The following is a 23,336-nucleotide window of genomic DNA, read 5'->3' on the forward strand; positions in this document are numbered from 1 at the left end:
CATGCAAATTAAGACCCCTGATATTGGTGTAGATAAAGCAGTTGTCGCTGAAATTTTAGTAAAAGTTGGCGACAGCATTGCCGAAAATGACAGCCTTGTTTTGCTTGAGTCAGATAAAGCCTCTGTTGAAGTGCCTAGCACTTCAGCAGGTGTAGTAAAAAGCATCTTAATCAAAGAAGGTGATAGCGTAACTGAAGGTACGGTATTGCTTGAACTTGAAGCTGAGGGAGCTGCACCTGCAGCTCAAGCAGAAGACGCTCCAAAACCTGCACCAGCAGCTGAACAAACTGCAGCGCCAGCAGCGGCACAACAGTCTCCAAGTGCTGCTCAACCAGCAACTGCAACCACTAGCCAAGTGGTTGAAGTTCAAGTTCCCGATATTGGTGTTGAAAAAGCACTTGTTGGTGAAATTTTAGTAAAAGTTGGTGAGCAAATCGATGTTGAACAAAGCATCGTTGTGGTTGAGTCTGACAAAGCAACTGTAGAAGTACCAAGCAGTGTTGCGGGTACTGTAGAAAGCATTCAAGTTAAAGAAGGCGATACAGTTAAAGAAGGCGTGGTTCTCATTCAAGTGAAAACAACGTCTGCATCTAGTGCACCGGCTGAATCTGCTCCTACAACAGCAGCTCCGGCGGCTGCACCTGCACCGGCTCAGCAAGAAACTGTAGCATCGACTGCTACTCAATCTGGACCAGTTGATATTAATGTTCCTGATTTGGGTGTAGATAAAGCCGTTGTTGCTGAAATCTTGGTTCAGGTTGGTGACAAGGTTGATGTAGATCAAAGTCTTGTTGTTGTTGAGTCAGATAAAGCAACTGTGGAAGTTCCAAGTACTGTTGCGGGTATTGTGAAAGCAATTCACTTGCAAGCAGGCCAACAAGTTTCACAAGGTGTATTGCTCGCAACAATTGAAGCTGAAGGCCAAGCACCTGCTGCTGCACCAGCAGCAAAAGCAGAAGCAGCTCCAGTTCCACAGGCAGCAGCGCCTAAAGCGGCGGCTCCTGCTCCGACTCAAGCAGTATCTGCTCCAGCCTCTTCTGGTAATGATAAATTAACCAAAGAACAAGAAGCTGAAAACGCTAAAGTTTATGCAGGCCCTGCTGTGCGTAAGCTTGCTCGTGAGCTTGGTGTAGTTTTATCTCAAGTTAAAACTTCTGGTGAACATGGTCGTGTTGTTAAAGAAGATATCTTTGCGTATGTGAAGAGTCGTTTAACTGCGCCACAAGCTGCACCAGTTGCTGCGGCTGCCCCAGCGGTTTCGGGCTTACCAAAACTTCCTGACTTTACTGCGTTTGGTGGTGTAGAAGAAAAAGTACTGACGCGTTTGCAGCAAGTATCAATTCCGCAATTGTCGTTGAACAACTTTATTCCACAGGTAACTCAGTTTGACCTTGCTGATATTACTGAGTTAGAAGATTGGCGTAATGAGCTAAAAGGTAACTTCAAAAAAGAAGGTATCAGCCTGACGATTATGGCATTCATTATCAAAGCGGTTGCGCATTTGTTGAAAGAAGAGCGTGAGTTCGCAGGCCATCTATCTGATGACGGTAAATCAGTGCTCTTGCGCAATGAAATCCATATGGGAATTGCGGTAGCAACACCTGATGGTTTAACTGTGCCAGTACTTCGTAACCCAGACCAAAAATCAATTAAGCAAATTGCAGTTGAATTGGGTGTGTTAGGTCAAAAAGCACGTGATAAGAAATTAACACCAAAAGACTTACAAGGTGCGAATTTCACCATTTCAAGTTTGGGCGCAATAGGTGGTACAGCATTTACACCACTTGTGAACTGGCCACAAGTTGCAATTTTAGGTATTTCACCTGCAACAATGCAGCCTGTTTGGAATGGTAAAGACTTTGACCCACGCTTAATGTTGCCATTGTCGTTGTCTTATGACCACCGTGTGATTAATGGTGCAGATGCTGCTCGCTTTACTAATAAACTTACGAAACTGCTTAAAGATATTCGTACTTTATTGATCTAATATTTTGAAATGAATCATTAAAACCTCGCTTCGGCGGGGTTTTATTTTGATATTTAATTTAATTGATTTTAGGTTAATCTAAAGCCCAGTATTGAATGATCGAGAGAAAGGAGAAATTTCTCGTTATTAAGCAAAGGAGAAATACTAAATGACGGGTTTTTTAAAAATCATGGTACCCATCCTATTGATTGTATTTTTATTGATGGGGGTATGGGTGAGTGTTTTACACTTTCCTTGGGAATGGATGACCTATGTTGCCATGGGTTTGGAAGTGTTTGTGGCCATGCTTATTTTGCCATTTGAATTTCAATCACAGCACGTAACTGGTATTAATAATTTCGGATTTATTAACTTAAGTATTTGTTTAGCTTTGCTATTGGGTTTAGGTCGATTGTTGGTTTGGGCATGGATAAAATTTTTTATTTGAAAAATAGAATTGCTCGAATATAATGAGCACATACTTCATTGGGGAGTAGCCGCTATTCATTTCTGAATGAATAGGTGATGATCAACATAATTGTTCAACAGAACATGGTCATCATAGCTTAAACGTCTCATCGTTTCCGAGTTGGCAAGACCTTTGATTTACCACTCTGCAGATATTTGGCTAGCAGGAGGGGTAGGTCATGGGCATTTATGCTAGCCAGAGAAACGACATGCAAGAATTTCTGATTTCTACCTCAATTGTTGCCCTCGCTGAAATGGGCGATAAAACGCAACTATTGGCCCTTTTACTGTCTGCACGTTTTCGTAAGCCAATCCCTATTCTCATTGCGATTCTTTTAGCAACTCTAATCAACCATGGTATTTCTGCTGTACTTGGACAGTGGATTACAACCGTGCTGAGTCCCGAAATTTTAGTCTGGGTACTTGCAGCTGGCTTTATTGGTATGGCGTTCTGGATGCTTATTCCGGATGAGCTGGATGATGAAACAGCAAGTATTAATAAATGGCAAAAATTTGGTGTTTTTGGTGCAACCTTTATCCTGTTTTTCTTAGCTGAAATTGGTGATAAAACCCAAATTGCAACAGTGGCTTTGGCTGCTCGCTACGACAGCATTTTTTTGGTGATGTTGGGTACAACTTTAGGGATGATGATTGCCAATGCGCCAGCTGTGTTTATTGGTAATAAATTAGCGGAACGTTTATCTATTTCGCTAATTCATAAAATTGGGGCTGTTATTTTCTTAATTGTTGGTATCTCTACGTTGGTACAACATTATTTTTTCTAAGGAATTTTAAACTTGTATAAAAAACGCACTCAATTCGAGTGCGTTTTTTATGGACAATTTTAATAGTTAAATTTCACGGTGAAGTTAATTTGACGTGGATTGCCTAGAGTTACCATATTTTCATTTAAGGCACCTGCGTAATAATCTTTATCGAATAAATTACGGATTGCAAGTTGAGCACCCCAGTGTCCTGCATCGTAGCCAGCTTCTGTATCAAATACGGTATAACCAGGAATATGAACATCTAGCTTATCCATAGTTTTATATGTTTCGCCTCGGAATCCACCGCCAACATACCAACCAATTTTTGATGCAGGGTCGAACTTATAACGAGCAGACAGGCTGTAAGCATGCTCAGGAATGTTATCTAGTGCTTTGCCGACATTGCTTGAGTTCGCATCTTTACTAATTTCAGCATCTGCGGTGTAAGTATAGGTTGCCGTTAATTTTAAGCCATCTAATACATCTGCATTTAACTCAGTCTCAATACCACGAGTTAATTGTTCACCGCGCTGTATTTTGAAAGTAGTATCTGTAGGGTCGTTGACTAAAACATTTTGACGTTTTAAATCATACCAAGCAATGCTACCTTGTATTCGCTGATCAGGACTTTGCAGTTTCATCCCGATTTCGACCTGTTTACCTTTCTCAGGATCAAAGGTATTTCCGGCAGAGTCTGAGCCACTTGTTGGGAAGAAAGACGTTGCATAGCTTACATAAGGTGCAACTACATCATTAACTGTATATAACAATGAGGCATTACCCGTAAAAGCCTCTTCTGATTTTTTAGTATTGGTATTTTTAACTAAATCTACAGTTTGTGTTTGCGCCCAATCTTGGCGACCCGCAAGATTTAAAACGAGCTGGTCATTAATCTGAATACGATCACGTAAATATAACCCCATATACTTTAGGCGGTTAATATCATGGTTTGTGACTTTTTCCGGACAAGTGACTGTAGTTCCGTATTGCGGTGAATATAGATTTAAATTTGTGGCAGTACAGCGATTATTTAGATAATCATTTTTGTCTTGCAGACCATCTAAACCAATTGTTATTTGATGTGTCATATCTGCTATCTGAAAAGTCTTTTGGACATTATTGTCGATTGAGAAACTTAGATTACTGACATCCTGATAGCGAGCTTGACGTTTAAGTGTTGTATAGTTCTTATCGGTCCAACCGTTATAAAATACCGCAGGACCAATCATTTCTGTTTTTTGAATTGCAAAATTTTGCTTAAATTCCCAACCGTTATCAAAAGCGTGCCTAAAGTTATAACCTGTACGGAAGACATCGGCATCATAAGCGCCGTAACTCGGTTCACCAATAAATAAGTCTTTAGGCAAACTTCCATTCGGATTGTCTTTTAATGTCCCAATCACAGGCAAGCCTTGCTGACGAATATATTCGCGATGCTGATAACTTGCGATGACAGAGAGGTCAGTGTTATCTCCTAAGTCAAAGTTATAAGAAGGGGAGATATAGAAATTTTTAAAATAGACATAATCTGTCGGATCATCTTGATCAGAGATACGTCCATTTAAACGAAAAGCCCCTTTTTCACTATTATTAGGACTATAGTTTAAATCGAATGTCCCTTCTTTAAGATTGTAGCTGCCATAAGTCATACTGGCCCGAGCAAAGCTTTCAGCTTGAGGGCGTTTAGTCACTAAATTGACCATACCACCTGGTTGTACCAGTCCAAAATTAACTGAAGCGGGGCCTTTTAAAATTTGTACCTGATCCATGCCCGATATTTCTGCTGCAACAAAGGTGTTTTGTTGAGCTTGGCGTAAACCATCTATAAAAATTTGATCAGAAGAAGTTTGACCACGGATAATGAAATCATCCCAACCACGGCGACCAAGTTTCCCAGCACCCACACCTGCAACGCCTTCAATTGCATCTGCAAGTGTCTTTGCTTGCTTCTGGTCAAGCTGCTCGCGGGTCACTACTGAAACCGACTGAGCAGTTTTAAATAAGGGCGCATCTGATTTTAAAATAGAGTTAGCTTTCGTTGCGACATAAGGTGAAGAGCTTTCTTTTTGTGCTTGAACAGAAATTGTGGGTAGGACATTGGTTGAATTTCCTTGTTCTGTTATTTGTTCAGCGTGACTTGCTGTAATCGAAGTAAAAATAGCAACTGCTAACAATGTTTTTGAAGTCGAAAAACGGAAGGGTTGAGTCATGGGAGGCCTAAGCAGCACAAAAAGTAAATTTGATAATGAGAATTATTTTAATTTATTGCGAGTTAATTTTAAATAACATTATGATTCATTTCTAAAATAAGAAAATCCAAACCCATTTTAAAATATTATGAGAAAAATCAAATAATTCATTGCCAGAGTTATAGAATCCCATTATTTTATTATGGATATAAAAATATTTAATATTTAAAGCTTTTTTGGGGAATTGTATGGGGTTTGAAAAATCAACGTCGCAGATATTATTTGATAATGGCGTACATAAATGTATTAGTTTTACCAGTTTGGTCAAAGGGGAAGGTATCCAAGCCAATCAATTTTTAATTATTGACCATGAACGAGCTGCTGTAATCGACCCGGGTGGCGATTTGACCTATGTTCCATTAACGATGGAATTAAATAAATATACACGTTTGAAAAATTTGGACTATGTGATGGCTTCGCATCAGGATCCGGACATTATTACTTCAATGCCGCGCTGGTTAGTCTATACCGATGCTAAAGTCGTGGCGTCAAAATTATGGGCACGATTTTTACCGCATCTAAATTCCTCATTTATGAGTGAGCGTATGAAAGGTAATTGGGAGGACCGTCTTATTGAATTGCCTGACTGTGGCCAAGTGATTCAATTGGGCGAGTCAAAGCTTGTGGTGGTTCCTGCACATTTTCTACATTCGGTAGGTAATTTCCAGTTTTATGATCCAATCGCTAAAATTTTATTTTCGGGTGATATGGGAGCATCTATTGTTGAGGATGCTAATCAACCTTTAAAAGATTTCGATACACATATCATGAAAATGAAAGCCTTTCACCAACGTTATATGTGCTCCAATAAAGTTATACGTTTATGGGCCAATATGGTCCGGCAGATGGATATTGAAATGATTGTTCCACAGCATGGCAGCCCGTTTATTGGTAAACAAATGGTTAAGCAATTTTTAGACTGGATTGAAACATTACCTTGTGGTGTTGATTTAATGACGGAACAAATTTTTAGCTGTCCAACATAAAAATGATATTGGATATATTGAGTCTCATTTAAATTTTTTTTAGGATTTTGCGTCACAGAAAAATTTTTGATGACGAGAATTTGAATAAAAATGTTATCTCAAGTTGCGACTCCAGATGAGTGCCTGCGCTGTGGGGCGTGTTGTGCACATTTTCGGGTTTCATTTTATTGGGCTGAGGCCGAATCAATGGGCGAACATCTAGTTGAACCTTTGACACCTGTCTATTCATGTATGCGTGGAACCAATCAGGCTGAGCCACGATGTCAGGCTTTGACGGGGGAAATTGGTAAAGAGGTGGGTTGTTCTATTTATGCAGTGCGTAGTTCTACCTGTAGAGAAGTGCAGATTGCTGATGAGCAATGTAATAAGGCTCGTTTAGCGCATCAGCTTATTCCTCTTATTCAAGTTAGCCCGGCAGATTCAGAGAATGATCAAGACTATGATCAGGTGAGTTAAATATCAGCTAACTTGATAATAAGTGAGAAATATTTAGAGTAGGTGGATATCTATTGCTGAAAAAGGCAAAGATTATATGAAAATTGCATCGAAATTTGTTTATAATAGCTCACGGAATTTACCAGTGAGATTGTTATGCTGACCATCGTTCAAGAAGCGCTAACCTTCGATGATGTCTTATTACTTCCTGCCTACTCTACTGTTCTCCCAAAAGATGTCTCTTTAAAGACACGTTTAACTCGCGGCATTCATTTAAATATCCCATTAGTTTCAGCAGCAATGGATACAGTGACTGAGTCACGTATGGCGATTGCAATGTCACAAAATGGTGGTATCGGGATTTTGCACAAAAACATGGATATTGCTGCTCAAGCTGCAGAAGTACGCCGTGTTAAGAAATTCGAAGCGGGTATGGTGAAAGATCCTATCACTGTAACGCCTGAAACTACAGTACGTGAACTGATTGCAATTACCAATGCTAATAACATTAGCGGTGTACCTGTTGTGAAAGACGGTAAGGTTGTTGGTATTGTGACAGGCCGTGATACGCGTTTTGAAACTAATTTAGAACAGCCAGTTAGTAACATCATGACAGGTCAAGATCGCTTGGTTACTGTGCGTGAAGGCGAATCTAAAGAAAATATTCAAGCATTATTGCAAAAGCATCGCATTGAAAAAGTCTTGGTCGTTGGCGAAAACAACGAACTTAAAGGCCTAATTACAGTAACTGACTTCCGTAAAGCTGAGAGTTATCCAAACAGTTGTAAAGATGATCTTGGTCGTCTACGTGTTGGTGCTGCGGTAGGTACAGGCGTTGAGACTCCAAGTCGTGTGGAAGCATTAGTTGAAGCTGGTGTAGACGTTATTGTTGTTGATACAGCACACGGTCACTCAGCTGGTGTAATTGAACGTGTACGTTGGGTAAAACAAAACTTCCCTCAAGTACAAGTGATTGGCGGTAATATCGCAACTGGTGATGCCGCATTAGCATTATTAGATGCAGGCGCAGATGCTGTAAAAGTTGGTATTGGCCCTGGTTCTATCTGTACCACACGTATTGTGGCGGGTATTGGTATGCCACAGATTTCTGCGATTGACAGCGTTGCTAATGCACTAAAAGATCAAATTCCTTTAATTGCAGATGGCGGTATCCGCTTCTCTGGCGATATGGCAAAAGCGATCGGTGCGGGTGCAAGTACGATCATGGTGGGTTCACTTCTAGCGGGTACTGAAGAAGCACCTGGCGAGGTTGAGTTTTTCCAAGGCCGTTACTACAAAGCATATCGTGGTATGGGTTCATTAGGCGCAATGGCGGGAGCTACAGGTTCTGCTGACCGTTATTTCCAAGACTCAAAAGCGGGCGCTGAAAAATTAGTACCAGAAGGCATTGAGGGCCGTGTTCCATATAAAGGCCCAATGGGTAATATCGTTCATCAAATGATGGGTGGTTTACGTTCATCGATGGGTTATACAGGTTCATCGGTAATTGAAGATCTTCGTCAAAATGCGAAATTTGTGAAAATTACTTCAGCGGGTATGTCTGAGTCACATGTTCACGATGTAACGATTACTAAAGAAGCTCCAAACTATCGTGTTGGTTAGATTTTGGTAACCAAAACAATCAAGAAAGCCGTCATTACACTGACGGCTTTTTGTTTTTGGTGTAAAGTAAATCTGACGAAAAGAAATATGGCGGAATTGCCATATATGAAGTAAGCCACGGTTGAAGTGGCGTAAGAATGAGATAAGCTATGAGTTATTTTGGAACGGATGGTATTCGTGGAAAATTTGGGCAAATGCCTATTACTCCAGAGTTTGCTTTAAAACTCGGTTTTGCTGCAGGGAAGGTATTAAAACGAACGAGTCCGAAAAATAAGCCACTCGTTGTATTAGGAAAAGACACTCGTTTATCTGGTTATATTTTAGAGTCTGCTTTACAGGCAGGTTTGAACGCTGCTGGCGTGTATGTTCATTTACTTGGTCCATTACCAACACCAGCAATTGCACACCTTACCCGTGCTTTACATGCCCATGCAGGTATTGTTATCTCTGCATCGCATAACCCATATTTTGATAATGGTATTAAATTTTTCTCAAGCGAAGGCAAAAAATTACCAGATTCGTTGCAAGAAGAAATTAACCTTGAATTAGAAAAAGATTTATTAATTGAGGATACTGCAAACTTAGGTAAAAGTGTTCGCGTAACTGATGCAAACGGTCGTTATATCGAATTTTGTAAATCTACTTTTCCTTACCACTTTGACTTAAATAATTTAAAGATCGTATTGGACTGTGCTCATGGTGCTGCATATAGTGTTGGGCCTTCAGTTTTCCGTGAGTTAGGGGCAAAAGTTGTTGCTTTATATAATGAGCCAGATGGCCTAAATATTAATGAAGGTTGTGGCTCAACTCACCCTGAAAACCTACAAAAAGCAGTAGTTGAACATCAAGCAGATTTAGGGATTGCTTTTGATGGCGATGCTGACCGTGTCGTGATGGTCGATAAGTTTGGTAACTTAATTGATGGCGACCATATTTTATATATTTTAGCGACTCAAGCTCAGAAAAAACCAGCAGGTGTTGTTGGTACTGTCATGAGTAATATGGCACTTGAGGTTGCACTTGAAAAAGCGAATGTTGGCTTTGTGCGTGCTAAGGTTGGCGACCGATATGTATTACAAGCTTTAGAAGAAAACGGCTGGGTAACAGGTGGTGAGCCTTCTGGTCATATTCTAACTTTAGACAAGAGCACAACCGGTGATGCGATTATTGCAGCGCTTCAAGTTTTAACCGTAATGGTCGAACAAAATAAAGCTCTTCATGAGTTGGTTCAAGACTTTAAACTATTCCCGCAAATTCTTGTGAATGTACGTTTAGAACAAATGCTTGATCCGTATTCAATTCCGGCATTGGTTACTGAATTTGATAAAGCAGAAGAGCAGCTTAAAGGCCGTGGTCGTATTTTGATTCGTAAATCAGGAACTGAGCCTGTGATTCGTGTCATGGTTGAAGGTGATAACGAGCAAGAAGTGAATGCTTTGGCTGAGCACTTGGCAAATGCGGTACGTTCACAAGCACAAGTTGCGTAAGGTGATGACATGAGTGATGTCATTAAAGATTTAAGTGAATTACGCTTAAGTTATGAGCAAGGAGAGTTGCATGAGGGGCAGGTTGAATCTAATCCTCATCAGCAGTTTCTGGGTTGGTTTAACCATGCTTTAGCAGCGAATTTACATGAACCCTATGCAATGTCATTAGCAACAGCAGGCGCGAATGGCAGACCCCATGTGCGAACAGTTTTGTTACGTGGGGCCACAGAAGCTGGGTATGATTTTTATACTAACTATGACAGTCAAAAAGGTATAGATTTGGCAGAAAATCCATATGCCGAATTATTATTTTATTGGCCAAGTCTAGAGCGCCAGGTGAGAGTTGGTGGTCATGTAGTTAAAATTGCTGAGCAAGAATCTACAGATTATTATCTTAAACGACCACGTGATAGCCAGATTGCAGCACATATCAGTACTCCACAAAGTGGTAAAATCGAAAGCCGAGAGCTGTTACAGCAACGCTTTCAAGACTTACAACAGCAAGTCGAAAGTCGTGAAGTGCTTGATAAGCCAGAGTTCTGGGGAGGCTATCGTTTGCAACCAGATTATTATGAATTCTGGCAGGGAAGACCAAATCGTTTACATGACCGCTTAAGTTATGAAAAAATCGATGATCAATGGACGCTGCACCGACTGATGCCTTAAATGACAAAAATACAAATCAAACAAAGACCTTTATTAATACGCCCTGAACAGTTTCAGGGCGTGCCTCCGTTTATTGCTGAAATTTTAGCAAGACGTGGAGTGAAATCTGAACAGGAATTAGAGTTAAAACTTAAGAACTTATTAGCTCCACAGCTCAAGGGACTAGAAACCGCTGTGGCATTAATAGACCAAGCCATTGATGAGCAGAAAAAAATTGTTATTGTCGGTGATTATGATGCCGATGGTGCAACCAGCACAGCATTAATGGTATTGGTGCTTCGCGATATGGGAGCACAAGTCGACTATTTGGTTCCAGACCGATTTAAATACGGTTATGGACTTACCCCTGCAATTGCAGAACTTGCACATCGAACATATCAGCCTGACCTATTGATTACTGTTGATAATGGTATTTCCAGTCATACTGGTGTGGATGCAGCGCATGCGCTAGGCATGCAAGTTATTATTACCGATCATCATTTAACGACCAAAGAAACGCCTCTGGCAGAAGCAGTGGTAAATCCTAATCAGTTAGGTTGTGAGTTCCCAAGTAAAGCGCTTGCAGGTGTTGGAGTTGCATTTTATGTGCTGGCCAATTTAGCGAGTTTACGTAGTAAACAAGGTAAAAGTACGAGTAAAGTCACTCAATATTTAGATTTGGTTGCTTTGGGAACTTATGCCGATGTTGCTGTCCTAGATTATAACAACCGCATTTTGGTCGATGCAGGCGTGAAGCGCATTCAGCAACATCAATGCCGAGTTGGAATATTAGCATTGCTAGATATTGCTGGCCGTGAGGCTTCATCTTTGCGTGCACAAGATTTAGGTTTTGTTTTAGGTCCGCGTATTAACGCTGCTGGCCGTATGGAAAGCATGCGCATCGGGATCGAATGCTTGTTGGCAGACTCTATGGAAACTGCCTATCCGATCGCGAGACAATTAAATCAATTAAATATTGAGCGGCGTCAAATCGAAGGGGAGATGAAGCAACAAGCCTTATCTGCTTTAGATAGCTTGCAGCTTTCAAAGGAAGATATTCCTCCAGCTCTAGTACTCTTCGAAGAAAATTGGCATCAAGGTGTGATTGGAATTGTAGCAGGGCGTTTAAAAGAACAGTTTCATCGTCCCACTATTGTGTTTGCACCAGATGAAGATGGTATTCATATTAAGGGGTCTGCACGTTCAATTGATGGCGTGCATATTCGAGATACGATTGAACAGGTTGCGGAACAACATCCAGAACTGGTCAGCCATTTTGGCGGTCATGCAGCAGCGGCTGGTTTAACCATACGTAAAGAAAACTTTGAGGCTTTTAAAACAGCGTTTACCAATTGCATTGCAGAAATGGAAGAATCTTTGTTTCAAGCAACTCTCTGGACGGATGGAGAACTCCCTGCTTCTGCCTTACAACTCGATACTTTAGACTGGATAGAACAGCTAGGGCCGTGGGGACAAAAATTCCCTTTTCCGCAATTTGAAGGGTATTTTAAAGTTGTTGATTATCGTTGGCTTAAAGAAGCACATCTCAAACTTAGATTGGCACTAGATCAATATGTTTTTGATGCAATTGCTTTTAATGCCGCAGGCAAATTTGAATTTAACCCTATGCAAGATGAAGTTCATTTGGTCTATGAAATAGACCGAAATGCATTTAATGGTAATGTAAATTTGCAATTGCGCATCATACATTTGAACCAATAAAAAAATCCGCTCAATTGAGCGGATTTTTTATGACTTTAGGCTTGATTAGAAGCGGTATGCTGCACGAACACCATAAGTCTTGTCGTTATCACCGAATCCAACACGACCTTCAACACTTACTTGCTGATTTAAGAATTTTTTAGCATTGATACCAAATTCATCTTTATCAGTTAAGTCGTTGTTGTAGTAATCTGCACCAACACTTAAAGTTTTGTCGATGTAGTAGTCACCACGAACTTTATATTCGTCTAGGTCACCAAACGCGCCATAAGCTTCAAGATTTACGTCATGTTGACCTACTTGAGTTACGTATTTAGCACGTACTGTTGGATCAGCACCGTCTTTACCGTCTTTTTCGTCGTAACCTTTAACACCTAGAGCAAGTAATAAACCAGGAGCTGGTAAATAACCTACTTCAGCTGCATAAGTCGTTACTTTACGGTCAATATTAGTGTTATCAATTTCACGTTCAGTTCTACCTACATCACCGCTAAGGTAGAAATCTGAGTTAGGAACGTAATATTCAACACCTACGCCATATTGAGTATCTTTTGTACCGCTGTTATCGCCATAGTTGATAAGGGCGTTAACGTTACTTGCGCGGCTTAAGAATGCTGCTTCGGCAAGTGGAGCATTACGAGTTTGAACAGGATTAAAGTAATAAGTCCCGTCAACACCGAATTTACTTACGCTGCTACCGTTGTCTGGATCAAGATAATTGTAAGAACCACCAACTTCAGCTTGGTAAGCGTTTGCTGCGCCACTTACTGCAAGAGCAGATAAAAGAGCTGATGCAATTGCTAGTTTTTTCATGGAATCTCTCCCCTCTAAAAAGCGATTTTATAAATGTTTTGTTACAACTTTAAGTCTAGACGAAAAAGCTTGATCGTCAATCTTGCTCAAGTAACCGTACTGTAACCGTGTGCTATTTATGTAAAGTAATTTAATTTAACCAATTGATTTTAAAATATAAAAACATAATGTTTTATTTTATTAAAATTGAGGATATTTTGTGTAGATCATAAAAAATGCTGTAAAAATACCCAATTTTGTATGAGGATGTTACTAATTAAACTTAAAATAAAATGAAAAATGCTCAAGGAAAATTTCCTTGAGCATCATATTTTTAATAGTAAATACTTATGGATTAGAAACGGAATGTTCCATTAATACCAAAAGAGTCAGCATCATCAACAGTTGTGTAAGTTAAGCCTACTGCTACTTGAGGTGTAAAGAATTTCTGAGCGCGAACACTAAAGATTGTATCTGAATCTTCTGCTGTTGAATCTGCAAAAGATGCTCCAATACTTAAAGTAGGATCAAGATAGAGATCTGCACCTAAACGGTAAGTGGTTTCATCACCAATATAGGTTTGTCCTTCAAAATTAGTATAAAAACCCGAAATTTGAGTAACATACTTGGCGCGTAAAGTTACTGCGGTATCATCATCTTCACCAGTTACGGCTACGACATTTGAAAGCGAAGTAATAAAGCCATATTTAGCTGCTTGTAGTGGATCAAAACTTTCAGACAAGTCTGTTACACCAGCAGCCAATAACAAACCATTGGTTGGCAAGAAACCAAATTCTACAGCATAGCCGTTACCACTATCATCAACCGAACCAAAACCATTTGCAGTGACTTCAGTTTTTGTACGGTTAAATGCTCCTGATAAATAGAATGAGGTATTTGGAATAAAGTATTCACCCGTAATCCCTAAAGAACTAAATTCGAGTTTTCCAGAGTCTTCGTCATCTTCTAATTTGCTATAGGCATATCCAAGACCAATATTAGAAGCTTTATTTAAAAAAGCAGCTTCAGCTAAAGGGAAAGTTTTTGCTTCTACTGGATTAAAATAATATTTGCCATTAATTCCGAAGCTATTATTTTCTCCTTCATCCATATCTGTAAATTCATACATTGTACCAATTTCAGTTTGATAGGCATTTGCATTGAAAGCACATACAGCTGTGAAGAGTGCAAACAAAAATTTTGATTTTTTCATGGGTAAAACTCTAGAGTAATATATGTTATAAAGTTATTAAGACTTAAGTTATTAATTTTAATGTATTTTTAACAGATAAATCAATAATATTATATTTGTTTTTCATCAATAAGATAATAAAAATCAATGTGTTTGAGCCTTTTTGTTTGAGTATGGCAAGCTATGCTAAAATAATTGACTGTTTATCTGCTTTTATGGGAACACTCACGTGGAAATTAATCCTTATCTAAACCAATTGAAAGACTTAACTGATCGTAGCCAAACACTACGGGGGTATCTTTGACTACGATCTGAAAAAAGAACGTTTAGAAGAAGTTTTACGTGAGTTAGAAGATCCTGCGATCTGGAACGATCAAAGCCGTGCTCAGGCAATGGCGAAAGAAAAGGGCGAACTAGAAAACGTTATTAATGTATTGGATGGCTTATCTACACAGCTTGACGATGCAAAAGCGATGTTGGATTTGGCTGTAGAAGCTGACGATGAAAGCTTGCTTGAGGATGTTCAATCAGAGCTTGGTGCGGCTGAAGATGAACTGGCTAAACTTGAATTCCGTCGTATGTTTAGCAACCCTATGGATCCGAATCCTTGTTATGTAGAGATTCAATCAGGTTCAGGTGGTACCGAAGCACAAGATTGGGCATCTATGCTATTACGTATGTATATGCGTTGGATTGAACGTCATGGCTTTAAAGCAGAACTTATGGAAGTGTCTGATGGCGATGTCGCTGGTATTAAATCAGCAACGATTCGTGTTGAAGGTGAATATGCCTACGGTTGGTTACGCACAGAGTCAGGCGTACACCGTTTAGTCCGTAAATCACCATTTGATAGTGGTAACCGCCGTCATACTTCATTCTCTGCGGTATTTATTTCACCAGAAGTTGATGACAATATTGAAATTGATATTAATCCTTCTGATGTTCGTACTGATACGTACCGTGCATCGGGTGCAGGTGGTCAGCATATTAACAAAACCGACTCTGCTGTACGTTTGACTCACATTCCAACAGGTATTGTGGTGGCATGTCAGAACCAACGTTCGCAACATGCTAACCGTGACCACGCATGGAAACAGTTACGTGCGCGTTTGTATGAATTAGAAATGCAAAAACGTAATGAAGCGGCTCAAGCTCTAGAAGACTCAAAGTCTGATATTGGTTGGGGAAGCCAAATTCGTTCATATGTATTAGATGATTCTCGTATTAAAGATTTACGCACAGGTGTAGAAAACTCTAATACAGGTGCTGTTCTTGATGGTGACCTTGATCGTTTTATCGAAGCGAGTTTAAAGCAAGGTTTATAAGAGTCTGCTGAACTTTTGGTTTAAATACAGTTCATCTATGAATATGTAGAACTCTTGGATTTTTAGCGATTAAAACGGCAAAGCAGTTCAGTCTTCGAATGTTAATCGAAAAAATACGATATGAATATCGGAAAAAATAGATATGAATATCGAAAAAATGCGATATTATATTTTCGAAATGCTGAACAAAGCTTTGTTCGTTTAAAAGACGTGTTGAGCCTATGGATATTGATGCAATTAGCAAAGCCCTTTCCAATCCTCTTCGTCGGCAAATTTTGCAATGGTTAAAAGAACCTGATCATTATTTACCGATTGAAGAATGTGGTGGTAGTTTTGAGAAGGGTGTTTGCGCAGGTCATATTGAACGTTTGGGTAAAGTAGCTCAGTCTACGATGTCTAATCATTTGTCTGTATTACAACAGGCGGGGCTTATTCAGGTCCAAAAATATGGTCAATGGTCTTATTTTTCACGTAACGAAGCTTTGATTCAGCAATATATCGAACATTTAAAACAAACACTTTAAATTATTAAAAGTGTAAGTCGAGGCGATTATGGCTGAACTCAATACTCCTTTAACGATTGGTGATTTTGAAATCAAGAATCGATTGGTCATGGCTCCATTAACGCGTGCGCGTAGTGGTGAAAGCCGAGTACCTAATGATTTAATGGTTGAATACTATCAACAACGTGCAAATGCTGGTCTAATTTTGACTGAAGCAACAGTAATTGGTTCAAAAACTGTGGGTTATGCAGATACCCCGGGGTTATGGTCAGAAGAGCAAGCACAAGCTTGGAATAAAATTATTGAGGCAGTTCATGCTCAAGGTTCCAAAATTGTAGTTCAACTTTGGCATGTAGGCCGTATTTCGCATCCTGAGCTTTTAGATGGTGATATTCCTGTTGCACCAAGTGCGATTCAACCTGCGGGTGAAGTGAGCCTATTACGCCCTAAACGCCCGTATGTAAAACCGCGTGCGCTTTCATTAGAAGAAGTGAAAGAGGTGGTCGCTCAATATAAACATTCAGCAGAATTAGCTAAAGCAGCTGGTTTTGATGGTGTTGAGTTACACGCTGCAAATGGTTACTTAATTGACCAGTTCCTTCAAAGTAATACCAACCAACGTGATGACGAATACGGTGGTCCTGTTGAAAACCGTGCACGTTTATTATTAGAAGTGGTTGATGCATTTATTGAAGTGTGGGGCGCTGGCCGAGTAGGTGTACATATTGCACCACGTGGTGATTCACACGATATGGGTGATGAAAACCCGTTAGCAACGTTTGGCTATGTGGTTGAACAGCTTAACCAACGTAATGTAGCTTTCATTTTCTCTCGTGAATATGAAGCTGCTGACAGTATTAGTCCTAAACTCCGCGAAAAATTTAATGGTGTATGGATTGCCAATGAGAACCTAACACCAGAGTCAGCAAAACGTATCTTGCGTGAAGGTCAGGCAGATGCTGTATCTTTTGGTAAGGCATATATTGCTAACCCCGATCTTTTACAGCGTTTAGAACAAGGCTTACCATTAAACGAACTTCAACCAACAACTTTATATGCGAAAGGTGCTGAAGGTTATACAGACTATCCAACGCTAGAAGCTTCATAAGATTCTTTGAAATGTTGTTTTGCTGACTTCGTCCATTTCTGAATTCAGTAAATCACTTTTCTTGTAATGGTAGAGTTTAGGTATCGAAACTCTGCCATTTTTTCTATCTATGTTATATTTTCCCCAGTTTAAAACTTTGATGATTTGAGGCAAACCGCTTGGCGACCCCTTTTTGGTACAACACCGCACTCCATTTATTAAAACCTTTTTACCACTGGCGGATAAAAAAACGTGCAGAAAGCCAGGAACTATATCATCAGGAATGTCTGGAAAGATTTGGGCCGTTTGAAACTCCGAAAAATGTGAGAGCAATTTGGTTCCATGCTGTTTCGGTTGGAGAAACCAATGCTGCACAGCCTTTAATCGAGCATTATCTTAAACTTGGCCAGCCTGTATTAGTGACCAACACAACGAAAACAGGGCAGGCACGTGCCAAATCATTATTTTTGAAAGTGCCTTATTTAGATTTATTTCAAGCAGTTTATTTGCCCGTTGACCAAAAACATCTTTTAAAACAATTTTTTGAGTTGTATCAGCCAAAACTTTTAGCATTGGTTGAAACTGAGCTTTGGCCAAATTTAATTGATCAAGCCAAACTACAACAGGTTCCTTGTTTGTTATTAAATGCGCGATTGTCAGAAAAATCAGCTAAAGGTTATAGCCGCATTTCAGGTCTAACAGCAGGAATGCTGAAACAAATTGACTGGGTATTGGCACAAGATAATGCGACTCGCCAACGCTATGTCGAGCTTGGCTTAGATCAACAAAAAAGTCAGGTGGTTGGAAATATTAAATTTGATATTCATGCGCCCGAAGCTTTTATAAATCAGGCTGAGCAACTACAACAACAATGGTATTTGGGACAGCGTAAAGTCCTGACAATTGCCAGTACACATGCGCCCGAAGAACAACAAATTTTAGAAGCGCTTGCACCTTATTTAAAATCAGATCCAGATTTAGTTTGTATTGTCGTACCTCGACATCCTGAACGTTTCGATGAGGTCTTTGAAATTTCCAAAAACTTAGATCTAGTCACTCATCGTAGAAGTATGAATCATAGTATTCATGCCAGTACACAAGTTTATCTAGCGGATAGCATGGGTGAGCTTTGGTTATGGTACGCCTTAAGTCAGGCGTGTTTCGTGGGTGGATCGCTTAATGAACCGGGTGGCGGGCATAATATTTTAGAGCCTATGGTTTTAAATGTGCCGACCGTAATCGGGCCTCGTTACTTTAATTTCCAAACTATTGTTGATGAATTCATTGATGAAAATGGAGTGCTCATTGCCCAAGATGCTGAGCAAGTCGTAGCAATCTGGATGGCATGTTTAGCTGAACCTGATCAGACTCAACAAATGGTTGAGCAGGCGCATAAAGTCTTGCAGCGTAACCAAGGTTCATTACAGAAACATATTGGCGTAATTAATCGGTATTTGGCCGAAAAATCATGAATATCGTTTTGCTAGAACCTGAAGATGTTCAGTCAGAGTTATGGTCAATCCGTTCAAAGCGCCAATTACAGCATTTACGTGAACATCTTGAGATTACGGTTGGCCAAAATTTAAAAGTTGGTATTCGTAATGGTGCTCGTTATATCACTGAAATTGTTTCGATTAATGAGCATGAAGTTTGTATACGTCCTATTAATGCAGAAGCTATACCTGCAAAACTTCCGGTTCATTTAATCGTAGCTTTACCAAGGCCCAAAGTTTTACGCCGTTTAATTATGGACAGTGTGACTTTAGGGGTTGAAAGAATTAGTTTGATTCATAGCTATCGCGTAGATAAAAGCTATTGGCAAACACCATTTTTACAACAAATCGATAACTATGTAACTTTAGGCCTTGAGCAAGCAGGCGATACGATTGTTCCTGAAATTCAACTATACAAACGCTTTAAACCTTTTGTTGAAGATGTTTTGCCAAGCTTAATTTCAAAGGAAAGCCCCGCTTATGTGGCTCACCCTTATGCCGAGCAGAGCATGCCAGTGAATATTCCACATGCGTGTAGCGTAATCGTGGGACCTGAAGGTGGCTTTATTCCCTATGAAGTTGATTTGCTCACAAAAAACGGCTGCCAAGCTGTGAGCTTAGGCAACCGTATTTTAAGAACTGAAACGTCTATTTCTTATATTTTAGGTCGTCTATTTACTTGATGTTTCAGGATTTAATGGTGGCTGGTTTGAAGCCATTTTTAATTCCTGAATTGGGTAAGGAATATTAATGTCGTTGTCATTGAAAGCTTGTTTTACTTGAGCTTGAATTGTACTGATAGATGACGACATATCTGTTTCAGTGGTATCAACCCACCAACGTACAGTCAGGTTAACCGAGAAATCCGCCAAAGCTGTAACGTTAACCGAGAAAGCCGGTTGACTGAGTACATTTCGGTCATTATTAAGAATATCTAAAATGATCTGCTTGGCTTTTTGTTCGTCGTCATCATATCCAATTCCGACTACAAACTCGCAGCGTCGTTGTTGATAAGCTGTATTTACAGTTAATGCACTCGTATAAACAGTGGCGTTTGGAATAACGATACGGCGCCCATCTGGTGAGCGTAAGAATGTTGCACGAATTTGAATATCTTCAACAGTTCCTTCAAGTGAATTCACCACGATTGAATCGCCGATACGGAATGGTTCACTTAATAAAATCAAAATACCTGAGAGCAGGTTTTGAAAAATATCTTTAAATGCGAAACCAATTGCAACCGAACCAATCCCAAGTGCACTCATGAGTTGTCCCGGCGTAAACCCTGGAATCATGATGACGAGTGCAATTAAAAATCCAAAAAATAAAATTGTTGTGCTACCGACACGGTTTAAAACAAGAACCAGATTTTGGCGCGTGTAAGAGCGATTTTCTAAGGTTTTACGAACAAAGAATTTAAATAATTTGGTGAGTAGCCAAAAAATAACGAAGACGATAATCGCAATACAAATATAAGGCACACGCTCCCAGAAGCTATCCACGATTTTATCAATGGTGGTATAGGCATCATGATACTTTTCAGTATGGGCTAAAACCGTTTGTGTGGTTTTAGTACCTGCTTCTTGCAAAAGTTCGCCTGTATTTTTTGCAACATCCGTTAAGGAGTTTTGTTCATCAGCCACGACAAGTCTCTATTTAAAAAAATGATGAAAGCGATGATCGGCTTTCATTATAGTAGGAGATAAAATGTGCGCCTACTATAATGAGTTCATCTAAATAATAAAGTGTTTTTTAATTAAAAGTATTCCGTTCCTTTTTGTAAGATTTGTGACGGAGTTTCTATAGTATCGGTACCAGAGAAGTAGTAAAAAAAGCCTGCGGTAGAAATAAGGCTAATTAAAATAGCCAATAAAATAAACCAAGCCATAAGTTTTTCTATAAATGTAGATGGTCGAGCTGGACCATATTCGTTGGGACCCGCTGTACCTGATGCAAGCAGTAAATAAATCATAAAAAAGAACTGAACAACTGGAATGAATAATAGCAAACCCATCCAGCCACTTTTATTTAGATCGTGCAAACGTCGAACAACGAGAACAATATTTAAGTAAATCAGAAATATCCAAAAAGCCCAGACGATCAAGGCACTAACACCAGAAAGAGAGCTATAAAACTCAAAATTAAATAGATTGCTTGAAAGCTGAAAACTTCCAAGAAATGAAGCCAAAATGAAATAGCCCACGAGAGTGACTAAATAAATCAGCCCATAACCGCCTAAATAGCTCATGCGATTAAAGCGCCCATGAATTGAAAACGGACTATCTTTTAAAGGGAGTTGCGGTGGGCGTGAAGAGCTAGTTTGGGCAAACATATTATTTTATTCCTAGGTTGCATATGAGAGACAAAATAATCTTTGTTGATGATCAAAACCATCAAATCTTGAAAAAATTATAAAAGTAAAAGCTATAGACAAATGTTTTAAATCAACTTAATTTTATAAAAATGTTCATAATTTCGTATGCTTGAGTAAGTGGTTAATATGTGACCAAAGTCGCATTGTCTAGGCTTTGAAACAGTCATCATACTGAAAAGACATACAAATAAGATCCAGTAAAATAATAGCCACAGTCTCGAGATGGGATGCACAAGATCAAGGAAGTTGCGTATGAATGAGATCTATCCAGTACCAGAGGAATTTAAAAAGACAGCTCGTACTGTTGAAGCAGACTACTTTAAACGTTATCAACACTCTATCGAGAACCCAGATGAATTCTGGGCAGAGCAAGCTAAAATTGTCGATTGGATAAAGCCATTTACCCAAGTTAAAAATACGAGTTTTGACAAAGACAATTTCAAAATTGAATGGTTTGCTGATGGTGAGTTGAACGTATCAGCAAACTGCCTAGACAGGCATCTTAAAGAACATCCACATAAACCTGCAATTATTTGGGAAGGTGACCATCCTTCTCGTCATAAAATCGTTTCTTATAAAGAATTACACGACGAAGTCTGCCGCTTTGCTAACGTTTTGAAGAAATATGGCATTGGTAAAGGCGACCGTGTTGTACTGTATATGCCGATGGTCACTGAAGCTGCAATTGCCATGTTAGCCTGTGCCCGTATTGGTGCTGTTCACTGTGTCGTGTTTGGTGGTTTCTCGCCAGATTCTTTAGCAAGTCGGATTGAAGACAGCCAAGCTAAATTGGTGATTACTGCAGATTCAAGTCTACGTGCCGGTAAACTCTTACCACTTAAAGAAAACGTCGATTTGGCTTTAGCATTGCCGGGCACAGAGTGCGTTGAAAATGTAGTTGTGGTTTACCGTAATGCCAACCCGATCGAAATGAAGCCGGGTCGTGATTTGTGGTATCACCTTATTATTATGGAGGTTGATGCAAACTGTCCTCCAGAACCGATGAAGGCAGAAGACCCATTATTCATTCTTTATACCTCAGGTTCGACTGGTAAACCTAAAGGTGTTTTGCATACGACTGGTGGTTATTTAGTTTATGTAGCCAGTACCTTTAAAGAAGTCTTCGATTTAAAACAAGATGATGTGTATTGGTGTACAGCCGATGTAGGCTGGATTACAGGTCACAGTTATCTCATTTATGGACCACTGGCAAATGGTACTACAACCTTAATGTTTGAAGGGGTGCCTCAATACCCAACGTGGGCACGTCTTGGTCACGTAGTTGATAAGCACAAAGTCTCGATTTTATATACAGCGCCAACCGCAATTCGCGCAATGATGCGAGAAGGTGATTCGTTTGTACGTGAAAGTAACCGTAGCAGCTTGCGTTTACTCGGTTCAGTGGGTGAACCTATTAATCCTGAGGCTTGGAACTGGTATTACAATGTAGTTGGCGAAGGTCGCTGCCCGATTGTTGATACATGGTGGCAAACCGAAACAGGTGGTATTTTGATTGCGCCATTACCAGGTGCAACAGCCCTAAAACCGGGTTCTGCAACACGTCCTTTATTTGGAATTCAACCCGCCATTGTTGATGGTGAGGGTAATGAACTAGAAGGTGCGGTTGAAGGTAATCTGGTGATTAAAGATTCATGGCCGGGCCAGATGCGTACCATTTGGGGTGATCCGGACCGCTTTATTGAAGCTTACTTCTCGACCTTTAAAAACACTTACTTTACGGGTGATGGTGCTCGCCGTGATGAAGATGGCTATTACTGGATCACAGGTCGTGTTGACGATGTCTTAAACGTTTCGGGACATCGTTTAGGTACGGCTGAAATTGAAAGTGCTTTGGTATCACATGAAGCCGTGGCCGAAGCTGCGGTAGTAGGAATGCCACATGATATTAAAGGGCAGGGTATTTGTACTTTTGTGACTTTGCAAGCAGGCGTTCCAGAGTCGGAAGAACTACGTAAAGAGTTAATTAGCTGGGTCCGTAAAGTGCTTGGGCCAGTAGCTTCACCTGACGCATTACACTGGGCACCAGCATTACCTAAAACGCGTTCGGGTAAAATCATGCGCCGTATTTTAAGAAAAATTGCAGCGAATGAATTAGATAGTTTAGGTGATACTTCTACCTTGGCTGAACCTGCTGTGGTAGATCAGTTAATCGCCACGGTTTATCCCGATAGACAAAAATAACGTTTTAATAAAAAAGCCCC

At 39.9% G+C, this 23,336-nt stretch carries 20 protein-coding genes and 1 riboswitch; of the genes, 15 read left to right on the forward strand and 5 right to left on the reverse strand.

Annotated elements, in window-relative coordinates:
• The first annotated feature begins 1 nt into the window (after position 1).
• The 3 genes from aceF (at position 2) to F931_RS18910 (ending at position 3,219) form a co-directional block, all read left to right on the forward strand.
• Positions 2 to 1,987, forward strand: coding sequence for a 2-oxo acid dehydrogenase subunit E2 (aceF, locus tag F931_RS18900; protein ID WP_016142759.1), 1,986 nt, complete (start codon positions 2 to 4; stop codon positions 1,985 to 1,987).
• 148 nt (positions 1,988 to 2,135) lie between these two features.
• Positions 2,136 to 2,414, forward strand: a complete 279-nt coding sequence (locus tag F931_RS18905; RefSeq protein WP_016142760.1) for a hypothetical protein — start codon at positions 2,136 to 2,138, stop codon at positions 2,412 to 2,414.
• Between the two features lie 28 nt (positions 2,415 to 2,442).
• Positions 2,443 to 2,628: riboswitch (yybP-ykoY riboswitch) on the forward strand.
• 15 nt (positions 2,629 to 2,643) lie between these two features.
• Positions 2,644 to 3,219: a TMEM165/GDT1 family protein gene (locus F931_RS18910; RefSeq protein ID WP_025470424.1), complete on the forward strand. Its 576-nt coding sequence runs from the start codon at positions 2,644 to 2,646 to the stop codon at positions 3,217 to 3,219.
• A 59-nt stretch (positions 3,220 to 3,278) separates the two neighbouring features.
• On the opposite strand, the gene F931_RS18915 is transcribed toward F931_RS18910, so the two are convergent.
• Positions 3,279 to 5,411, reverse strand: a complete 2,133-nt coding sequence (locus tag F931_RS18915) for a TonB-dependent siderophore receptor (RefSeq protein ID WP_016142762.1) — start codon at positions 5,409 to 5,411, stop codon at positions 3,279 to 3,281.
• A gap of 227 nt (positions 5,412 to 5,638) precedes the next feature.
• Between F931_RS18915 and F931_RS18920 the strand changes: the two genes are divergently transcribed.
• The 6 genes from F931_RS18920 (at position 5,639) to recJ (ending at position 12,348) form a co-directional block, all read left to right on the forward strand.
• The gene (locus tag F931_RS18920) at positions 5,639 to 6,436 is read left to right on the forward strand and encodes an oxygen-binding di-iron domain-containing protein (RefSeq protein ID WP_016142763.1); all 798 of its coding nucleotides are present in this window, start codon (positions 5,639 to 5,641) and stop codon (positions 6,434 to 6,436) included.
• A 90-nt stretch (positions 6,437 to 6,526) separates the two neighbouring features.
• The gene (locus F931_RS0103985) at positions 6,527 to 6,892 is read left to right on the forward strand and encodes a YkgJ family cysteine cluster protein (RefSeq protein ID WP_025470425.1); all 366 of its coding nucleotides are present in this window, start codon (positions 6,527 to 6,529) and stop codon (positions 6,890 to 6,892) included.
• A gap of 135 nt (positions 6,893 to 7,027) precedes the next feature.
• Positions 7,028 to 8,494 carry an IMP dehydrogenase gene (guaB, locus tag F931_RS18925; RefSeq protein ID WP_016142765.1) on the forward strand — a complete coding sequence of 489 codons (1,467 nt, stop codon included), beginning with the start codon at positions 7,028 to 7,030 and terminating at the stop codon, positions 8,492 to 8,494.
• 149 nt (positions 8,495 to 8,643) lie between these two features.
• A complete protein-coding gene (glmM, locus tag F931_RS18930; RefSeq protein ID WP_016142766.1) occupies positions 8,644 to 9,981 on the forward strand; it encodes a phosphoglucosamine mutase in 1,338 nt (445 codons plus the stop codon).
• A gap of 9 nt (positions 9,982 to 9,990) precedes the next feature.
• A complete protein-coding gene (pdxH, locus tag F931_RS18935) occupies positions 9,991 to 10,647 on the forward strand; it encodes a pyridoxamine 5'-phosphate oxidase (protein WP_016142767.1) in 657 nt (218 codons plus the stop codon).
• Entirely contained in the window at positions 10,648 to 12,348 is a 1,701-nt protein-coding gene (recJ, locus tag F931_RS18940) for a single-stranded-DNA-specific exonuclease RecJ (RefSeq protein WP_016142768.1), read from the forward strand.
• A gap of 45 nt (positions 12,349 to 12,393) precedes the next feature.
• Here the strand turns inward: recJ and F931_RS18945 are convergent, their stop codons facing one another.
• Positions 12,394 to 13,161 carry a putative porin gene (locus F931_RS18945; protein ID WP_016142769.1) on the reverse strand — a complete coding sequence of 256 codons (768 nt, stop codon included), beginning with the start codon at positions 13,159 to 13,161 and terminating at the stop codon, positions 12,394 to 12,396.
• A 334-nt stretch (positions 13,162 to 13,495) separates the two neighbouring features.
• Positions 13,496 to 14,353 (reverse strand): putative porin, encoded by an 858-nt coding sequence (locus F931_RS18950; protein WP_016142770.1) that lies wholly within the window; start codon positions 14,351 to 14,353, stop codon positions 13,496 to 13,498.
• A gap of 208 nt (positions 14,354 to 14,561) precedes the next feature.
• Between F931_RS18950 and prfB the strand changes: the two genes are divergently transcribed.
• The 5 genes from prfB to F931_RS18975 all read left to right on the forward strand — a co-directional run bounded on the left by prfB (position 14,562) and on the right by F931_RS18975 (position 19,423).
• Positions 14,562 to 15,657 (forward strand): peptide chain release factor 2 gene (gene prfB, locus F931_RS18955; RefSeq protein WP_155237660.1). Its coding sequence is split into 2 segments (ribosomal slippage): positions 14,562 to 14,633 and positions 14,635 to 15,657, totalling 1,095 coding nucleotides; the frame shifts between segments, so codons are not numbered across the junction.
• A 221-nt stretch (positions 15,658 to 15,878) separates the two neighbouring features.
• Positions 15,879 to 16,181 (forward strand): ArsR/SmtB family transcription factor, encoded by a 303-nt coding sequence (locus tag F931_RS18960; RefSeq protein WP_016142772.1) that lies wholly within the window; start codon positions 15,879 to 15,881, stop codon positions 16,179 to 16,181.
• 28 nt (positions 16,182 to 16,209) lie between these two features.
• Positions 16,210 to 17,268: an alkene reductase gene (nemA, locus tag F931_RS18965; RefSeq protein ID WP_016142773.1), complete on the forward strand. Its 1,059-nt coding sequence runs from the start codon at positions 16,210 to 16,212 to the stop codon at positions 17,266 to 17,268.
• Positions 17,269 to 17,426: 158 nt separating this feature from the next.
• Positions 17,427 to 18,719 (forward strand): 3-deoxy-D-manno-octulosonic acid transferase, encoded by a 1,293-nt coding sequence (kdtA, locus tag F931_RS18970; RefSeq protein ID WP_016142774.1) that lies wholly within the window; start codon positions 17,427 to 17,429, stop codon positions 18,717 to 18,719.
• Positions 18,716 to 19,423, forward strand: coding sequence for a 16S rRNA (uracil(1498)-N(3))-methyltransferase (locus F931_RS18975; protein WP_016142775.1), 708 nt, complete (start codon positions 18,716 to 18,718; stop codon positions 19,421 to 19,423). Before kdtA ends, F931_RS18975 begins: the two co-directional genes overlap by 4 nt.
• Here F931_RS18975 and F931_RS18980 read toward each other — a convergent pair.
• Positions 19,412 to 20,383: a mechanosensitive ion channel family protein gene (locus F931_RS18980; protein WP_016142776.1), complete on the reverse strand. Its 972-nt coding sequence runs from the start codon at positions 20,381 to 20,383 to the stop codon at positions 19,412 to 19,414. The two genes, F931_RS18975 and F931_RS18980, sit on opposite strands and share 12 nt — an antisense overlap.
• Positions 20,384 to 20,496: 113 nt before the next feature.
• Positions 20,497 to 21,072 carry a DUF805 domain-containing protein gene (locus F931_RS18985; RefSeq protein ID WP_016142777.1) on the reverse strand — a complete coding sequence of 192 codons (576 nt, stop codon included), beginning with the start codon at positions 21,070 to 21,072 and terminating at the stop codon, positions 20,497 to 20,499.
• Positions 21,073 to 21,366: 294 nt separating this feature from the next.
• On the opposite strand from F931_RS18985, the gene acs reads away from it, so the two are divergent.
• The gene (acs, locus tag F931_RS18990) at positions 21,367 to 23,316 is read left to right on the forward strand and encodes an acetate--CoA ligase (protein ID WP_016142778.1); all 1,950 of its coding nucleotides are present in this window, start codon (positions 21,367 to 21,369) and stop codon (positions 23,314 to 23,316) included.
• The last annotated feature ends 20 nt before the right edge of the window (positions 23,317 to 23,336 follow it).

It is taken from the genome of Acinetobacter pittii ANC 4050 (assembly GCF_000399685.1).
GTDB lineage: Bacteria > Pseudomonadota > Gammaproteobacteria > Pseudomonadales > Moraxellaceae > Acinetobacter > Acinetobacter pittii_E.